Annotated in this window: 12 protein-coding genes; 8 read left to right on the top strand and 4 right to left on the bottom strand. The window is 63.8% G+C overall.

Annotated features, from left to right (window positions below; translation table 11 throughout):
- The gene (locus IEY07_RS23445) at positions 1-6,588 is read left to right on the top strand and encodes an RHS repeat-associated core domain-containing protein (protein ID WP_188898507.1); all 6,588 of its coding nucleotides are present in this window, start codon (positions 1-3) and stop codon (positions 6,586-6,588) included.
- A gap of 331 nt (positions 6,589-6,919) precedes the next feature.
- Positions 6,920-7,282, top strand: a complete 363-nt coding sequence (locus IEY07_RS23440) for a hypothetical protein (RefSeq protein ID WP_188898505.1) — start codon at positions 6,920-6,922, stop codon at positions 7,280-7,282.
- Positions 7,283-7,846: 564 nt separating this feature from the next.
- Here IEY07_RS23440 and IEY07_RS23435 read toward each other — a convergent pair.
- Positions 7,847-9,748, bottom strand: coding sequence for a relaxase/mobilization nuclease domain-containing protein (locus tag IEY07_RS23435; protein WP_229670599.1), 1,902 nt, complete (start codon positions 9,746-9,748; stop codon positions 7,847-7,849).
- On the bottom strand, positions 9,745-10,299 hold the full coding sequence (locus tag IEY07_RS23430) for a plasmid mobilization relaxosome protein MobC (RefSeq protein ID WP_188898552.1): 555 nt from the start codon (positions 10,297-10,299) through the stop codon (positions 9,745-9,747). Before IEY07_RS23430 ends, IEY07_RS23435 begins: the two co-directional genes overlap by 4 nt.
- A 283-nt stretch (positions 10,300-10,582) precedes the next feature.
- Between IEY07_RS23430 and IEY07_RS23425 the strand changes: the two genes are divergently transcribed.
- The 3 genes from IEY07_RS23425 to IEY07_RS23415 are packed head-to-tail and all read left to right on the top strand — an operon-like array spanning position 10,583 to position 12,605.
- Positions 10,583-10,924 carry a hypothetical protein gene (locus tag IEY07_RS23425; RefSeq protein WP_188898501.1) on the top strand — a complete coding sequence of 114 codons (342 nt, stop codon included), beginning with the start codon at positions 10,583-10,585 and terminating at the stop codon, positions 10,922-10,924.
- A 53-nt stretch (positions 10,925-10,977) separates the two neighbouring features.
- Entirely contained in the window at positions 10,978-11,235 is a 258-nt protein-coding gene (locus tag IEY07_RS23420) for a hypothetical protein (RefSeq protein WP_188898499.1), read from the top strand.
- Complete coding sequence (locus IEY07_RS23415; RefSeq protein ID WP_188898497.1) at positions 11,235-12,605, top strand: hypothetical protein; 1,371 nt, start codon at positions 11,235-11,237, stop codon at positions 12,603-12,605. The genes IEY07_RS23420 and IEY07_RS23415 overlap by 1 nt, the downstream gene beginning before the upstream one ends.
- 6 nt (positions 12,606-12,611) lie before the next feature.
- On the opposite strand, the gene IEY07_RS23410 is transcribed toward IEY07_RS23415, so the two are convergent.
- On the bottom strand, positions 12,612-12,923 hold the full coding sequence (locus IEY07_RS23410) for a hypothetical protein (RefSeq protein WP_188898495.1): 312 nt from the start codon (positions 12,921-12,923) through the stop codon (positions 12,612-12,614).
- 131 nt (positions 12,924-13,054) lie between these two features.
- Between IEY07_RS23410 and IEY07_RS23405 the strand changes: the two genes are divergently transcribed.
- Positions 13,055-13,585, top strand: coding sequence for a helix-turn-helix domain-containing protein (locus tag IEY07_RS23405; protein ID WP_188898493.1), 531 nt, complete (start codon positions 13,055-13,057; stop codon positions 13,583-13,585).
- Between the two features lie 93 nt (positions 13,586-13,678).
- Here IEY07_RS23405 and IEY07_RS23400 read toward each other — a convergent pair whose 3' ends face one another.
- Complete coding sequence (locus IEY07_RS23400) at positions 13,679-14,905, bottom strand: ATP-binding protein (protein ID WP_188898491.1); 1,227 nt, start codon at positions 14,903-14,905, stop codon at positions 13,679-13,681.
- A gap of 985 nt (positions 14,906-15,890) precedes the next feature.
- On the opposite strand from IEY07_RS23400, the gene IEY07_RS23395 reads away from it, so the two are divergent.
- Together IEY07_RS23395 and IEY07_RS23390 are read left to right on the top strand one after the other, a co-directional pair.
- Positions 15,891-16,316 carry a hypothetical protein gene (locus IEY07_RS23395; protein WP_229670597.1) on the top strand — a complete coding sequence of 142 codons (426 nt, stop codon included), beginning with the start codon at positions 15,891-15,893 and terminating at the stop codon, positions 16,314-16,316.
- 176 nt (positions 16,317-16,492) lie between these two features.
- On the top strand, positions 16,493-16,854 hold a 362-nt coding region (locus IEY07_RS23390), incomplete at its 3' end, for an MFS transporter (RefSeq protein WP_188898487.1).

Genomic DNA, 16,854 nt, shown 5'->3' with positions numbered 1-16,854 from the left:
GTGGAGCCGACCGGCGACGGGCTTGTTCGTCCGGATCTGGTGTCGGCGGCGGTGACGGCGCGCGCGTCGGGCAAGCGGGTAGAGGTCTTGGCCGACCGGTCGGAGACGTCGCGGACGTGGGCGAACCCGGATGGGACGTTGTCGTCGGAGATGACTGGGGGACCCGTCCGGTTCAAGGACTCGACCGCCACCAGGACTGATGGCTGGCGGGACATCGATCTCACCTTGCAGCGCAACTCTGATGGCACGGTGTCTCCGAAGGCCGCACCGGCGAAGGTGGTGTTGGCCGGGGCGGGTGATGATGCGTCGAAGTTGATCACGACCGTTGCTGACGGAAATAAGATGATCTTGGGTGCGGGTGTCGACGGCACCTTGCCAACACCAGCTCTGGACGGTGATACCGCTACCTATGCGGATGTGCTGCCGGGTGTGGATGTGAAGGTCGAGGTCCGCCCGACTGGCTTTGAGACGTTTTGGATCGCGAAGAACCGCGACGGGTTGGATCGGTTGCTGGACAAGCAGCCGGGCGGCGATTTAGGTTTGGCCACGGATCTGACCACGTCGAGGGATCTGTCTGCCTCACCGCGCGCCGACGGGAGCGTCGCGTTCGTTGATGACAAGGCCGATGTGCTGGGAAAGCTGGCCACACCAGCTGTTTGGGATGCTTCTAGTACTGATCAGGCCACTGATTCGAGTGGGGTGGACCCGACGGAGGTGGCTCCGGCTGAGTTGACGGTCACTGATGCCAGCGGCGACGCGGTCCCGTCGAAGGGGGATGCTGCTGGTGATCTTGGTCTGGCGGTCATTCCGGATCAGGCCTGGTTGGATGATCCGGCTCGGGTGTTCCCGATCACGATCGATCCGACCTATGTGGCGGCTTCGGCGCAGCCGATCTATGACGCGTTCGTCGAACAGGATTGGGATGGTGATCATTCGTCGGATGACACGTTGAAGTTCGGGAACAACGGCCAATCCCCGGACCGGGTGGCGCGCACCTATATGGCTTTCTCGACTACCGCGATCCAGGACAAGTCGATCACGTCGGCCTCCTTGAGTTTGTATGGGACGTATACGCGGAGTTGCGCGGCCCGGTCGTGGTCGTCCTGGAATGCTGGCGTCGGTACCACCGCGACCCGGTGGACTAATCAGCCTTGGGTGTCGGATAAGTACGGCAGCTCGACGCAGTCGAAGGGCTATCAGTCGGCTTGTCCGAACGGGACGATGAAGATCGATATGACCAGTCAGTTGCAGATGTGGTCGCACAGCAGCACCAATCCGCGGGGGATTCTGCTGCGCGCTGATGATGAGACCGACGCGTCGAACTGGAAGGAGTTCGACTCTTCGGAGACGACTCATCCGCCGGTGCTGCGGTGGTCTTACAGCCGTCCGCCGGGTTCGACCGCGACGCCGACGGCATCGCCGTGGCGGTCCTACGCCCCTGGAGGTACTGGGACCTCGAGCTATTACTACACCTCCGACGCCACTCCACAGGTGACGGCGGTGATGGCCACCGACGCTGATGGTGATGTGATGCGGGGCCGGTTCTTCGCCTTCGACAATTCCAGCACCACCGATGAGGCCGACAAGATTTCCAGCTGTGCCGGCGGCAGCTATGTGGCGGCCGGCACCTCGTCCAGCTGCTCGTTGGGTGCCGCATTGCCGGCCAACAGCACAGTGTGGATCCGGGCCAAGTCCGAAGACAGCACCGGCGCCAACGGGCCTATGTCCGCGGCCCGGCAGCTGCGGATCGCCACAGTCGTTCCGGCCAAGCCGGTGATCAGCTGCCCGGGCTTGACGAACAACTCCTGGACCAGCACTGGCCCGTCCACGACGACGACCTGCACGATCACCGCCGCCGGGACCGGTTTCTCCGCTCCGTCGACGATCAAGTGGTCGGTCGATGGCAAGGCTTACACCTCGACCGCGATCACCCAATCGTCTTCTACCTCGACAGCCAAGACCACTGCCAGCATTCCTTCCACTTCCGGTGGCCACAAGATCAGCGCGTATGCGATCAACCCTGCCGGCCTGTCTTCCAGCGAGGCAGTGTTCCAGGCAGGCTGGGGGACCGCGTCCCTGGTCACGCCGAAGAACAGCCCACAAGTGACTACCACCGACACCGTTGCGATCGTCGCCTCCGGCCCGCCGCAGGGCGGCTCGACCGCGGTGACAGCGAAGATGCAGTGGCGGGTGTCGGGAGCCACCGGCAGTGCCGGCTGGACGGACGCCCCGGCCGGGACCACCTTCACACTGAGCCAGGCCAGTGGCGCCACCCAGGCGACCGCGACATTTGACACCAGCGTGCTGGTTGGGCAAGCAGACGGCTCCGGGATCACGGTGGCCGACCGCACCGCGACGCTGCTCGACCTCCGCGTCTGCCTCACCTATGACACCGGCACCCAATGCACCGGGTCGGCCCGGATCCAGCGGGTCCCACACGCCTTCGGCGACGGCTTCCCGCAGGCCGACGCCGGACCGGGCACAGTCGGGCTGTGGACTGGTGAACTGTCGGTCGCCGACAGCGACGCCGACCTGGCGACACCCGACGGGAGCCTGTCGGTGTCCAGAACCCACAACTCGTTCTCCGGCCCCGCCAACGGAATCCAGAACCGGGTCTTCGGTCCCGGCTGGACCGCATCATTCGACGGCGCCGACTCGGGCGCAGGCGGCGCGGAGATCTGGGACAACAGCTTCGTCGACGGCTCAATCTCAGTCGCCGACGCCGACGGCAACCTGCTGACCTACCTCACCCCCGGAACAACCCCGGGTGCACGACGCACCGGAGCCACGATCCCAACCGGGACCTGGGTGCCGGCCGACGCCGACACCAGCGAGTCCGGCACCGCTATGACCATCACCGGCAGTGGAGCGTCAACGGTGCTGCAGTTGAAGAGTGATGACGGGACCATCACCAAGTTCCAAGTAACAGCAGCCCCAGCCACCGGCCAAGAAGCGCTGTTCCGCACCGTCGACGTCCGTGAACCCGCCACCAGCAGCACCACCACCTACAACTACGACTCCGTCGGCCGGGTCACCGCGATCATCGCCGCCCTCCCCGACGGAGTGACCAGCTGCGTTCCCGGAACACCGTCAGCAGGCTGCCGGGTACTCAGGATCAGCTATGCCACCGCGACCACCGCCACCTCCAGCACGCCCGGAGATTTCGCCGGCCAGGTCAGCAAGATCACCGCCCAGGTCAACACCGACGCTGACCGGACACTGGCCAGCTACAAATACAACACCGCCGGGCAACTCATCTCCCAGACCGACGAGCGGACCGGGCTGACCACCAGCTACACCTGGACAGGTACCGGTACCGGGCTCCGGCTAGCGACCTACACGCCGCCCGGCCAGGCCGCCTACACATTCGTCTACGCCAACAACCGACTCTTCAAAGTCACCCGCCCCAACCCGTCCTCAGCCGGCGGCGGTACGGCACAGATCGCCGCATACGTGTACAACGTGCCCCTGTCCGGCACCGTGCCCGGCCTGCCCGACATGACCACCGAAACCGCAAAATGGGACCAGGCCGCCACACCCACCTGGGCCGCCGCCGTCTTCGGCCAAGACAAACCGATCTCGGCAGCACCCGCCACCGGATCCACCAACTGGCAATACGCAAACCTGCAGTTCACCGACGACCAGGGCTACACAATCAACACCGCCAACTACGGCGCAGGAGACTGGCAACTCACCGCCCAGGACTACGACACCAACGGCAACATCATCCACACCTGGGACGAACGAGCCATCGCCGACATCCGCGCCCAGAACGCGATCGACCCCGACATCACCGGCTCCACCGACACCGCAACCGTCACCATCTACAACAACGACATCACCAACACCGCCGGTGATGTAGTCACGCCGGCCGGCACCCTCGTGACCGACACCTACGGGCCGGTCCACGACGTGACCGCCAGTGACGGCAGCATTCAGCCGCTGCGGCTCCACACCCACACCAACTATGACCAAGGCGCACCCAACTCCGGGATCAACCCCAACACCAGCCAGCCCTACCGGCTACCCACCGAGGAAATCCAGACCGCCGAAACTACCGACGGCACCATCGATCCCACCGGGAACGGGAAGCCACTATCGATCACCCTGACCGGCTACGCCCCAGTCATCGCTGGTGACACATCCGGCTGGGACCTCGGACAGGCCACCACCACAACGACCGACATGGACTTGTCCGGGACCGTCACCAGCGGTGACATCACGACCACCACCCGCTATGACGCACGCGGGCGCACCATCGAAACCCGGCAACCCAAATCCAGCGGGACCGACGCCGGCACCCGGGTCACCGCCTACTACACCGCAGCCAGCACCGGCACCACCGGCTGCACGAGCAAACCCGAATGGGCCGGCATGATCTGTCAGGTCGGACCGGCAGCCCAACCCGCCGGGCAGACCATGCCCGTCACCAAAACCACCGGCTACACGTGGGATCTGCAAACCGCGACCGAGGTCAAGACGTCCGGCTCGGTGACGTCGACCACGACCACCAGCTACAACGCCCAGGACCGGCCGACCACCGTGCACCTAGCCGTCACCGGACTGTCCAGCTCCACCCCGGTGCCCGACACCACTACCAGCTACGACACGGCCACCGGGCAGGTCACGGGGACGACGTCGTCGGCCGGTGACACGGCGATGACCTACGACAACTGGGGACGCCAACTCACCTACACCAACACCCCAGCCGGACAAACCCCCGACGCGGCCACGACCACCTACAACACCGCCGGCAACATCGCCACGGTCGTCGACAACAACGGCCAAACCAGCTACACCTACGACGGCACCGACGCCAACGGCGCAGCCGAACACCGCGGCCTGGTCACCGCCGTCAAAGTCAAAACCACCGGCGGAACCGAATACACCTCAACCGGCGCCTACGACCCCGCCGGCGACCTCACCCTCGAGAAACTCCCCGGCAACCTGATCCGCCGCACCACCACCGATCTTGCCGGCGACCAGACCAACCTCGCCATCAACGGTCAAGGCATCGACCCCGACACCGGCAACCCAGCCGCGGATCAGCCGTGGCTCGGCTGGGACACCACCCACAACACCCAAGGCCAAATCACCAGCGAAACCACACCCGACGGCACCACCGATAGCACTACCGACAGCGGACAGACCGGCAGCCTCAACTACACCTACGACCAAGCCGGCAGGCTCACCCAAGTCCAAGACCAAACCGGAACACCCGACACCGACACCGGCCTCGCCCCGTGCCAAACCCGCACCTACACCTTTGACGCCAACGGCAACCGCACCAGCCAGACCAGCATCCCGGCAGCTACCGACGGCACCTGCACCACCACAGGTGGCAGCAGCACCACCCGTGCCTACGACACCGCCGACCGGCCCACCACCGGCGCCAACGGAACCGGCACCTACGTCTACGACCAGCTCGGCCGCCAAACCACCATCCCAGCAGCCGACACCACCACACCAACCGACGGTGATATCAGCCTCGGCTACTACGACACCGACGCCATCCACACCATCAGCCAAGGCACCCTCGGATCCGGCGGCACCCAAACCAGCTACACCCTCGACGGAGCCCAACGACGACTCATCGCAACCGACCAAACCGGCACCGGCACAACAACCCTCACCCGCCACTACACCGACGACTCCGACAACCCAACATGGAGCGACGAAACAGTCGGCGGCACGACCACCAGCACCCGCTACAACGAACTCATCGACGGCGACCTCGGACTCACCATCGCCACCACAGGCGCCACCACCACAACACAACTTGCGCTAGACACTCCTCGCGGAGACATCGCAACAACCGTCACACTCTCCTCAACCATGAACGGACCAGGCGCCGACCCGGCAACAGGCATCGACAGCTGGAGCACGTACACCGAATACGGCCAAACAGACTCGGAAGCTACCGGCAACACCGGAAACACGGCCAGCATCGACTATGGGTGGCTCGGAGGACATCAGCGCTCAACGTCCCAGCTTGGTCTCACTCTGATGGGAGCCCGCGTCTACAACACGGCAACCGGACTGTTCACCAGCACGGACCCAGTTTTTGGTGGCGGGGATACGGCGTACGCATACCCCAACGATCCCATCAATCAGCAAGACCTCAATGGTCAATGGTGGCGCCGATTCAAGAGGCATCTGAAAAGGAACAGGTACAAGTACGCATGCGCAGTCAGTCCGCTGTGTAACCTTTCACGCTCCGGAACTGTGAGTGCCGGTGCATCCTTTGGATTCGGCTACGCGCAGTACGGCTTCTCAACCTATGGCGGACGCCCGACTCTCTACGGCGGTATCGGCTATGGGCACGGACGGAACAGGAACCCCCGCGGGTGGAGTCGAGCAGGAGCATACGCAACCTGGACCCCTGGATATCCGAATCCCAAGTCAAGGGTTGGCGGTAACCTCACCGGCTGCTATCGCATTGTATGTGGAACTGTTGCATCCGGAATGAAAGGCAGGGGGACTTTTTCAAGATATGGGGTGGCGTTGGGGGGCGGAGTTGGAGTCGGCTTCTCCGGGGGTCTTGGCGGGGGAGGTGTAATATGGAGATCGAGGAAGCGGCTTTGGTGAAATCAACATGATGAGCACAAGGAATCCGCGTCTTTCGGCGCTAGCTGCCTGGGCTCTCCGGCACCCGAGAGTATTCACGTTCTGTGTTACCGTACTAACGCTGAGTGTGCTAGGAGTTGGATTCGCAGGTCTAAGACAGGGCCACGTTCTGGTCTCGATCGTTGTTTCGGTCGCCGTTTTGTGGTGCATTGGATACAATGTATTTGATGTTCTCAGGAGTCGCCGTTACCACTTGGAATCAACATCAGTCCGATCGGGTCGGCTGCCCGACTCGGGTAATTCTTCAGCTGGGCCTACGCAGGACGGTCAGATTTCAGCAACATCGAGGATTGTGGCAGCGGCTGCCGCGATCGGGCCGTTACCTTTTGCGCTGTTCGTCTGGCTCATGGTCATCGCGCCACAAGGTAGCGCCGTATTTTTCGTGAGCGGAGCGCTCGGTTTGGGTTTGACGATTGCTACTTCCGCACGCGGTCGAGAAGCAACTAAAGGCTGGGAGAAGATTCCCCCGGCGCACGCAAGGTTGGCGCCCGATTTCTTCCATCCATTCGATCCGGGAAAAATTCGCTCTGTTGCCCAAAGGGCCAAAATTCCGCAAATACCCTTCCTAACTATCTGGTACCTCTCCCGCGCCTTACTCGTGGCGGCATTCATTGCCGGATTGATACGCGGATATCTGTTTGGCAACCCGAGCTAGCGTCCCGTCTGACCTTCGCAGTGCGGGCAGCCTGGCTTGATCTCGAACCGGTGGAGCCGTGGACCCGTTGGGGACGGACCGATCGTTTCAGGAGTAGGGATGGCAAGCGACGATGCCCTTCAGGGACGTCACTTTGCCGACGACGATCGGACCGCGGTCCTGACGGCAAGGGATGTTGCCCGATTACTTTCAGCTTCGGCGATCCGAGTTATCTCAGCGTCACCGTAGGTCAGGCTGGATGGGACGAAGGCTTCGTCGGTGAAGACACGAGCTTGGATGAAAGAAGAGAAATCGTGCATGATCTGCTAATCCAAGCTCTGGAAGGATCTGTGACTGAGACGTGCGCCGAAGCAACGGAAAAATCGTTGACTCACGAGTGGACCTGCAACGCTCCCGACAGAGCTTCAGCTGCGGCGGGAGTGCACTTCACTCAAGGCGGCCGGAAATCATCAAGTATCTGCCATATCCGCGCCGCGGCGGGACTACCTGAGGAACGATGAGTAAGCAGGCCCTGCGCGAGGCCTGACAAACGTTGTTTGTGGACGACAGCTTTATCGGCCCAAATTACCGGCTCTGGCCCTCGCGCCCCGAGTCTCGGCCGGCCTCCGGGCTGTGGCGCCGGTCTCGTGCTGGTCGCTCGCGTTGAGGTGTGCCGCGGGCAGGTCGGGATCCGCTGCCGCGTTGTGGTCGCATTTGGCGCTGGACCTGTTCGAGCTCTGGTGGCAGTGCCGAAGTCGTTCCAGCCTTCGCGGCGGGGGACAGGTTGTCGACCGGGGCCGGCGCGGTTGCTCCGGTAATCCTTGGCTGAGCAGCTGCGTATGGCTGTTCCAACTGCAGCGTCTTCAGCTTGAGCAGGGCGGATGCGTGTCGTGCGTCGCCGGCGACTTCGGCGGCTCGCGCGATGGCTGTAGTAAGCCGCATCAGCTCCGCTAGGAGGACAGCTTGCCCGACCAACCCACTCCGGTTCGCCCCATGGATCGATAGGAAGGCAGCGGCGGAGGTCAGGATCACGGCACGTGTGCGAGCTGGGTTAGGCCGCTGGGCTCGTCGGTGGAGTCTGGCCGACCGGCCGAGCTCATCAGCTGCCCGTCCCAACCGGCTCCGGAGCTGGTCGAGTTGAGGATCAGGGTCGGTCTGGTTGTCGAGTTGGTGTGTGAGTCGGCGTTCCCATGCGGCGAAGACGCCGCTGGTGTAGCGGGCCAGTCGGGCCCATTCTTCGGTCTGTTCTGGCGAGAGCAGTTCGGCCTGGTTGGCCAGCTGCTGAAGGCGTGCTTGGTCAGCGGGCGTCCAGGGCCGGTCGAGGTCTTCACGACCACGGCCGACAGGTGGGCGACCGAGCTTCGCGGCACGCCATTCTCCGGCGGCGTCGAGCGCGTCCTGGGGGCTGTCGGGCCATTGTTCGCGGAGCCGGGGGAGGCTCAGGTCGGCGGCCAGGTCCTTGCCGCCGTGCCAGATGGGGCGACCGCCGTCGTCGGGGCGTTCGGCGACGCGGTAGCCGTTGATCACGTCGTTGCGGCCGGCGACGAAGTGCGGGGAAATCAGCGCACCTGACTGCCGGACGCGGCGGACGAACTCGGCCTCGGTCTGGCTGGCTGTCGCAGCCGCACGGATGGTGCGTTCCAGACCGTCTTTGGGCGACTTGAGCCGGCGCAGCTGCTCCTGGATGCGCGCCTGGCGATCTTCGACTGGAAGGTCGTCCCAGTCGGGGAGTTGTTGCCCACGTCGGGCGGCCTGCTCCTGCTGGTTGCGGTGCCGCGCCCACGCTTTCCGGCGGGCGGCGGCTTCTCGCTCGCCGGGGTCGTAGCCAACCCCGGCGCGGGCCGATTCCAGCGATGTCAGCCCGTACTCACGTTCGAGCTGCCGGCACACGGATTGAGCGCGTACGTAGTCGTTGTGGATGTTGACTTTGACACCGTCGTCTTGGACCATCTGGACGACCACATGGATGTGGTCGTTGCCGTTCTCGCTGATCCCGTGTCGGATCGCGGTCCAGCGCGATGAGCCGGCCATGTCGTCATCGCTTTGATCACCTTTGACCAGTCCCATCCGGGTGACGAACTGGTGGGCGATTTCTTCCCACCGTTCGTCGGACAATAGGCCGTCCTCGATGGGCAGCGACAGCGAACAGTGCCAGACGTGAGCTGGCTTGTCCCTGACCTTCACGTTGCGGAAGATCCGCTGCCCGTCATCGTCCCTGCCGACCGCCTGGCGTTCGGATACTGCGGCCAGGACGTCGACGCCGTGGCGCTTGCGTGGTCGGTCGAGGTGGCGGGCGATCGCCATCGCATCATCGTGGGACAGCTGGCCGTTGCTGTACCAGGCCATCAGCCAGTCGTCCCCGCCAACCAGGTGCGGATCCTCGTGATCGTTGCGCAGCTTGCCCTTGCGCAGATGGGTCGGGTCGGTGTCGGTCAGATAGGACAGAAGGCCGGCCATCCGACCGCCGCGGGTGACGTTGGGAATCACGCCACACCGTCCAAGATCCCTGTCATCCGATCCGCACAAACTCGAACCGATTGGAGTGTGCGGCCGATGTCATCGCCGGCCTCGACCGACTCCAGCGAGGCTCGCGCTGCCGACAGTTCGGACAGCCATTCCGAGCCGTGATCGAGCCCGTCCACCGCAGCGTCGATGCGCTGTCCGATTCGGTGCACGCTGTCTAGCGTTGCGACAAGTTCGGGCTGGACTTCGTGGGTGGCGTTGATCGCCCGAGTGACCTGGTTGACATTGCGGGCAATGCTTCCCAACAGTCGATGGATCGCGAACAGCTCAGCGAGCAATTCGCGTCGTTCTTCACGTTCCTGTGAGGGGGAAGAGTCACGACCGGAAGCGAGCGCTGACTCGACCAGGAGTCGGACGACGCCGATGTTCTGTTCGCCGGCCAGCCGCTGAAGTTCCGCCTCTTCCTCGGCGCTGACTTTCACCTCGTGGCGGCCAACACGGCCACCCTCAACGTTCTCTCGACGGGTACGCCCGAACAGCCGACGACGCGGACCATCCGCTGTGTCGTCAACCATCAGAACGTCGCCCCTTTCTCCGCCAAGCGCAGCGTCCCGACCAACGGTCGGATATGCACCCAGTGTGCCCGAACCGGAGACAGATGTCGAGGATCGCACCGAGTTAGCACGGCTAACTCTATAGCTTGCTCCACGCGGACGTCCGATTGCCGAAGGCACGTCGGTGCGGACACGCAACGACGTCGCGGCTCCGCCGCGACAAACACGCACCCATCGTCCACCGACCGAGAAACGTTCTCCACAGAACCGCCTCAAAGGCACCAACGGTGGATACCGTGCCCCCATGGCACCTGAACTAACGATCGAAGATGCGGTCGCTCGCGCCCGCCAAGCAGAGGAACGACGCATCGACGCCGTACGACGCCTGGCCGAGGCGCAACAGGACGTCACCGCACAACAACAAGCCAGCACCGAGAAGGTGGCACAGGCCAAGCGCGAGGGCGACGAGCTGGTCGCCGCCGCCCAGAAGGAAAACGCCCGCCGCTACAGCGAAGCACTGAGCGCCGGCTGGACGGCGGCCGAGCTCCGCAAGATCGGATTCCGAGACCCGAAGAGGGGACAACGCACCAAGCGCCGGCGGAGCGCGCCTGACACACCAACGGAATCAGATACGGCCGCCGACTGAACCCCACGACCGCACGATGTCGGCTAGCGACGCGAGAGAACAGTGAGGCAAAGATGACTGAACACGACTCAAGCGAACCCCCGAACGACGAAGCGCTGAACGAGCCGCTGGACGCTGATCCGAGCGGAGATGATCTGCCCGCGCCGACCAACGCAGACTTTCTCCGCATGATGGAGATGTACGAGGCGGACGCGGCGAAAGCCCGCACGGCAAAAGCCGAGGCCATCGCGCGACTGTCCGAGGCGGCCAGCGACGATGAAATCCTCGCCGACATCGGCCTGGACATGACTGCGCTGCGCCAGGAGCCGTAGTGCCAGACCTGTCCGCGGAACGCGCCCGCATCTACGCCCATGAGGTGTCAGAGTTCGCAACAGCCGAGGCGAACGAGGTCGCCGTACGCCTGCAATACGGTGCGCGGTCAATCGCAGTCGCCAGATTCAGCGAGCTATGGCCTCAGCACGCCCGGAATCCGCAGACTCGCCGCGCACTCCAGGCCTGGTACCTGTACGCCTTCGAACAGCACCTGGCCGAACCTGTCGCCGGCACCGTCCAAACGATCAACGGGAAGCAGGCCGGCCGGGCACTCGCCACCGTGATGGAACAGACCCGTGTGCACCACGCCGTCACCGTCGGCGTGATCACAGCCCTCGCCCAGGACGCCCGAATCCTTGCCCGGAAGACAGCAGTCGCACGCGGCCAACTCCTCGAAGCAGCGCTGAACGCACGGATCAACAGACTCTTCCCCCTCCCGAAACCAGCCGACCGGCAGCTCCGTCCAGCGATCACGGCACAGTGGTACGCACGATCATTCCGGGCAATGATCGGCCCGAAAGTTCTGGATGTCCCGACGGCACCGGTGACGCCTACCGAAGTGGACCGCGTCGGGAGTTGCCTTGCCGACAACCAGGCGAGACTCCTGTACCAAGACGGGGACCCGATCGGCCTGCCCGGCGAACGGACCTGGCGTGAATACGCCTCGTGGTGGTGGGTGAACCAGCGCACCCAACAGCGCGTCCGCTGGCTGCGAATCGAGGGCTACGGCGGTCCTGGCAGGGAGGTAGAAGAGTCGAAGCTTGCGATGACCTCGTTCGGCCGACTACCGCCATACCTGCAAAGCCGGCTCATGCACCAGAATCCGCCCACCGACCTCGAGCTCAACATCGGCCAGCCTGTCGCCTCCGGCACTGCCGCAGAGCGAGCGGCCCGGATGTTCGACGCCGAACCGCGGACGCCGGCCACCGACGCCGAGCAGGGCGCAGAGAGAGTCATCTTCGCCCGAGGCGGAGGCGCGATCCCGGTGCGCGATATGCCCGACCTCGCACCAGTGGTCAACGCGCTGCGCGAGCTGCAACAAAACAATCAGGGCGGCCGGCAGAAGGTTCTAGGACTCGCCTACACCAATCGCTGGTGGAACGACCCCCGAAAGCTCCAACAGGCCACCGAGATGCGATCCGCCGGAGTCAAAGCTCGCGACATCGCCGCCAAGCTCGGCATCAGTGTGGGCTCGATGTACTACGGGCTGAAGACCAGCGGCGCGAGCAGCGAGACCCTCCTGAACCGACGAATCCTCGATGCACAACAAGGCTCTGGGAAACGCCACAACAGCAGTCGCGCAGCAAGAACGCGCCGACCCCGGACCGGCGAACGGCAAACCGAGGGCCGGCGCGAGGGCCGGGATTAGATCGGACTAGATCAGGTGCAGATCAGCCATGATGTTCACGCCCGCCCAATGCCAGCGTGCGTAGACGAGCAGCCGGTGAGGCTGGTTGAGCACCGCCGAATAGCCCGTATCCGGCGCCGGCGGCACCGTCCGCTCGATCGCCGCGGCCAAACCGTCCAGTCCGCGCACATCGGCCCAGGCCATCGCCGTCTGTTTGACCAGCCACGGGTCATCGACCAGGTCGAGCAGCCGCTGCAGTGGCTCGATGATCGGCGGCTCCACGAGCTGGGCGACGATCAGCTGTACGCCGGTGAACTCGCGATCATCGCAGGACGCCATAGTCCTTTGATGATGCCAGTGATTCAGTTCTCGCCGATCACAGCGGGACGACACCCATGACTCGAGGGCGGCCGCGCAAACCAACCGCACCGCTAGCCGCTGACTACCGGGCCGGAAACTCCATCAGAGCAGTGGCCGCCAAGCACCACGTCTCACGGGCGCTCGTACGACGAGCACTCACCGAAGAGGACGTCGAACGACGACCGGCGGATCAGCTCGATCCAGAACACGACGTCGCCATCATTCAGCTCCGAGACAACCTCGGCCTGGCCTGGACCGAGATCTCAGCGATCTCCGGCATCCCGACCTCGACACTCCAACGCCGCTACGCCAAAGCAACCCAGACGCCCACATTGCCATCGCGTCCGCGGAAAGACGAACTAACGACTCTGGCGACTGGGTACGAGGCGGGCAAGACGGTGAGCGAGCTTGCGGCCGAATGCGACGTCCACCCGCGCACGATCCGCCGACAGCTGCGGCGCCAGGGCGTCGAAAGCACGAGACTCAGACCGCGCCAGCAGCTACCGGTATCCGACGATGAGCTGCACGACCGCCACGAGGCCGGCGAAACATACCGGGAGCTGGCAGCCGAGTACGGCGTGAGCGCAACCCTCATCTGGCGCCGAGTGAACTTCCGTGATCCTCTGATCACCGACGCTTAAGTCCAGAACTCAGATCAGTCAGGGTCTGCGGAAATCGCGTCTCGTATTGCCTGCGATAATCAATGGAATCGCGGGCAACCGGACCGGTGTTGATCATGGTCCAGCATGTCGGGGTCGTCCCGCGTGACCAGGGTTCTCAGGGTCTGTCTGGCGACGGATGTATTCGGACATGCCGGGAACGGTGAATGCGACACGGCCACGTTCGGGGGAGTAGATCAGGCCCTTCTTGATCAACTCGTCTCGGATGCCGCTGACCGAGCTGAGCGTCGTCTCGAGATGGTCGGCGATGGCCCGGGTCATGGGTTCAGGATCGGGAAGGCCTGCCATGGCAATCATGTAGCGGCGTTCGGTCCCAGTGGCGCGGTCCCAGCGCCCAGGGTAGAAGCCAGCGTCAAGTTGAGCCTGACCGACCTCGATTGCTGCTTTCGCGTCGGACACCGTGAAGGTGCTGACTGCGGCCAGGTCCCAGATCGAGGCACCGTACTCTTGCAGGAAGTAGGGGTAGCCGTGGCTGGCCTCGATGAGCAGATCCAGCGCCTCGCTGCTGTAGTCGGCCCCCATACGTCGGGCCGGCTCGACCAGGGCCTGGGCAGCAGTCTGATGGTCGAGGGGACCGATGCGGCGGTAGTTGAACAGCCGTTCGGCGTAGGAACGGCTCGCCGTCAACGTCGACGGCAGCGACGGCAGTCCGGCTCCGACGAGGTAGAACGGGGCGGTGCGCTGCTGGCTGCGATGTTGCGCGGTGATCAAGGCGGCGAGGAGGTCATCGTCGAGGTCTTGCATTTCGTCGACGAAGATCGCGAAACCGCGTTGTTTCGCAGCGACTTCATCGCTGATGTCGTCGACCAGCTCCTGGACATCGATGTCCAGGGAACCGCTGGCCGCCCGGCGGATCTCACCTGCGGGCTGGTTGCGTGCGACCTCGATCCCGGCGACCGAGATGGAGAAGTCACCGACCATGGCCAGCAGCCGCTGGGCGGCATCACCGACCCGGTTCTTGACGCTGAACCTGCGGATCGCCGCGGTGAGCTCTCTCCCGAGCTGGGTCCGGACACTGGCCCGGCCCTCGCCCGTGGTCTGGGCCTCGAGTGCGATGGTCAGCCAATCATGCTGATCGGCCAGGTTGCGGAGCTGGTTGAGCAGCGCGGTCTTGCCAACACCACGGAATCCGGACAAGATCAGAGGACGGCCGACGGTCGGCACCTGCTTCCGGACTCGGATCCGCAGCTGGTCGAACGCCACAATCTCCGCATCCCGTCCTACCAGCGCCGGCGGGGCCAAACCGGAGCCGGGCGTGTACGGGTTCAACTCATGCTGCATGTCTCGGAGTCTATCCAGATTTATGCCACATCAGGGCATAGATCCAGATAAAACCGCAGACAACTAGCAACATCGTCGCAGTTAGCACCCCTCTATCGGGCATTTCACCGAGCGAGACTTCCGGGCATGTGGGTGAGCGTGACCCGAGACGTGTTCGGCACCAGCTGACACTGCCCCGCAGGAGGAACGGCTTGCGGGCCGGCCTCAGTCTGCGGTTGCGCGCGCAGTCGGTCCAGTTCTTTGGCTAGCTCGTTTCGGAGTTGATCATGTCCGGGGCCGAAGCTGGGTCTTGGGGTCGCGCCAACGGTTTCGAGATCGGGAGCTACCGGGCCCGCGGCCAGGTCGTCTGGTTCCCAGTCGTACCGCGGTGCAAACGAGCCCCGAGCGCACGCACGCACGGCAGCGGAATTGCGGAACTGTCTGAGCGGCACCGGCAACGCCGTTGAGCACCTCCAGATCGCGACACCGACCTCAGTCGGTGTGGTCAGCCACGAGTCCTGCAGCAAATGCCGCCCGGCGACTCCAGGCAATCAGGTAGATCCCAGGAGCTACAGCAACCTTTCAACCGCTGGGATCGCTACGATTCAGGCCACGCTCGGAGGCCCTGCGACCAGAAACAAACGGCTCTGGCACGTCCAGTCGATGTCACCGCCGTCGTATCGTCGGCCGCAACTCGCGCCGATCGTTCAGCGGTCGAAGAGCCTTGGGCAACAACTTACGGGCCAGAGATTTACGGGCCAGAGATTGGAGATGACGTGCTCCCGAGATCCGTCCAGTCAGAGCTACCTGACACGCAGTGGGCTAGCTGGGGGGTCACGACTGCCGGCTTAATCCGCCGCCGTGACAGAAGCGCCATCGAATCATGAGCTCGGCGTCTCGCGCGACCTCAGAGAAGCGTCACCTGTCGCACCGAGGTCGGCCAATATTTAGCCCAGCCGAGAGAGCTGCGACTCTCAAGGAAGGCGTATATCTCATCTTCGCCACCTTGGCCGTCACCTTGGCAACGTGGACGCATGGACACATCAGCGCCGAGGGCGCGCTGCTTACTTTGGCTGTTACGCTCGTCGGCACCGTGCTGGCAGTTTTCACGGCGGATGCGATCGCTCATATCGTGTCGCATGGACGACTTATGACACGGGCAGAATTCGTTCACGCCGTTCGCGCAAGCTTTGGTGCACTTCCTGCCGTTGTGCTGCCTTTTCTGTTTCTTGGTATTGCTGCGGTGACGGATTGGGATGTGGGTGCTGCGCTCCTCGCTTCCACGATCGCACTCGTGCTTGCGTTGGTATTCCTTGCGTGGAGCGCAGTCCGACGTGTCGATCTTCCGTGGTGGCAACGCCCGATTCTGCTGGGAATATTGGCGTTACTTGCACTCCTGGTCATCGCCTTGCAGGTTCTTGCCCACTCATAACGCTCAAACATCTCGACGAATGACCCTGTCCGGATCGTGGGTCTCACAGGACTGGGTGGGACCCGTATGGTGCCGCGCACCAACTGTACCTAGCTATAGGCTGACGTCCCGTCTGATCGCCTACTGACCACATAGCAGCTAAGTGCTGTACAGGAGACCACTTTGGGTGCAACTGTATGGACGAGCAGGTCAACAGATGTACCCGAATCCAGAAGGTGAAGGAATTGGCTGCAGTAGAGGTGGCTGAGCAGGTCCCGGTGAGTGGAGAGCTGGGCAGGCGGCAGATCAATCTGATCTTCGTCACCGTGATGCTGGGCATGCTGTTGTCGGCCTTGGACCAGACGATCGTGTCGACGGCGTTGCCGTCGATCGTTGTTGATGTCGGGGGAGCGGGGCACTTATCGTGGGTTGTCTCGTCGTATCTGCTGGCCGACACCGTCGCCACCGTCCTGGCGGGCAAGTTCGGCGACCTGTTCGGACGCAAGCTGGTGCTGCAGCTGGCAGCCGGACTCTTCGTCGTCGCCTCCGCCGCGTGCGG

This window comes from Microlunatus endophyticus (genome assembly GCF_014646195.1).
GTDB lineage: Bacteria > Actinomycetota > Actinomycetes > Propionibacteriales > Propionibacteriaceae > Microlunatus > Microlunatus endophyticus.
Note: the sequence above shows the minus strand (reverse complement) of the source record. Positions and strands in the feature narration are given on the sequence as shown.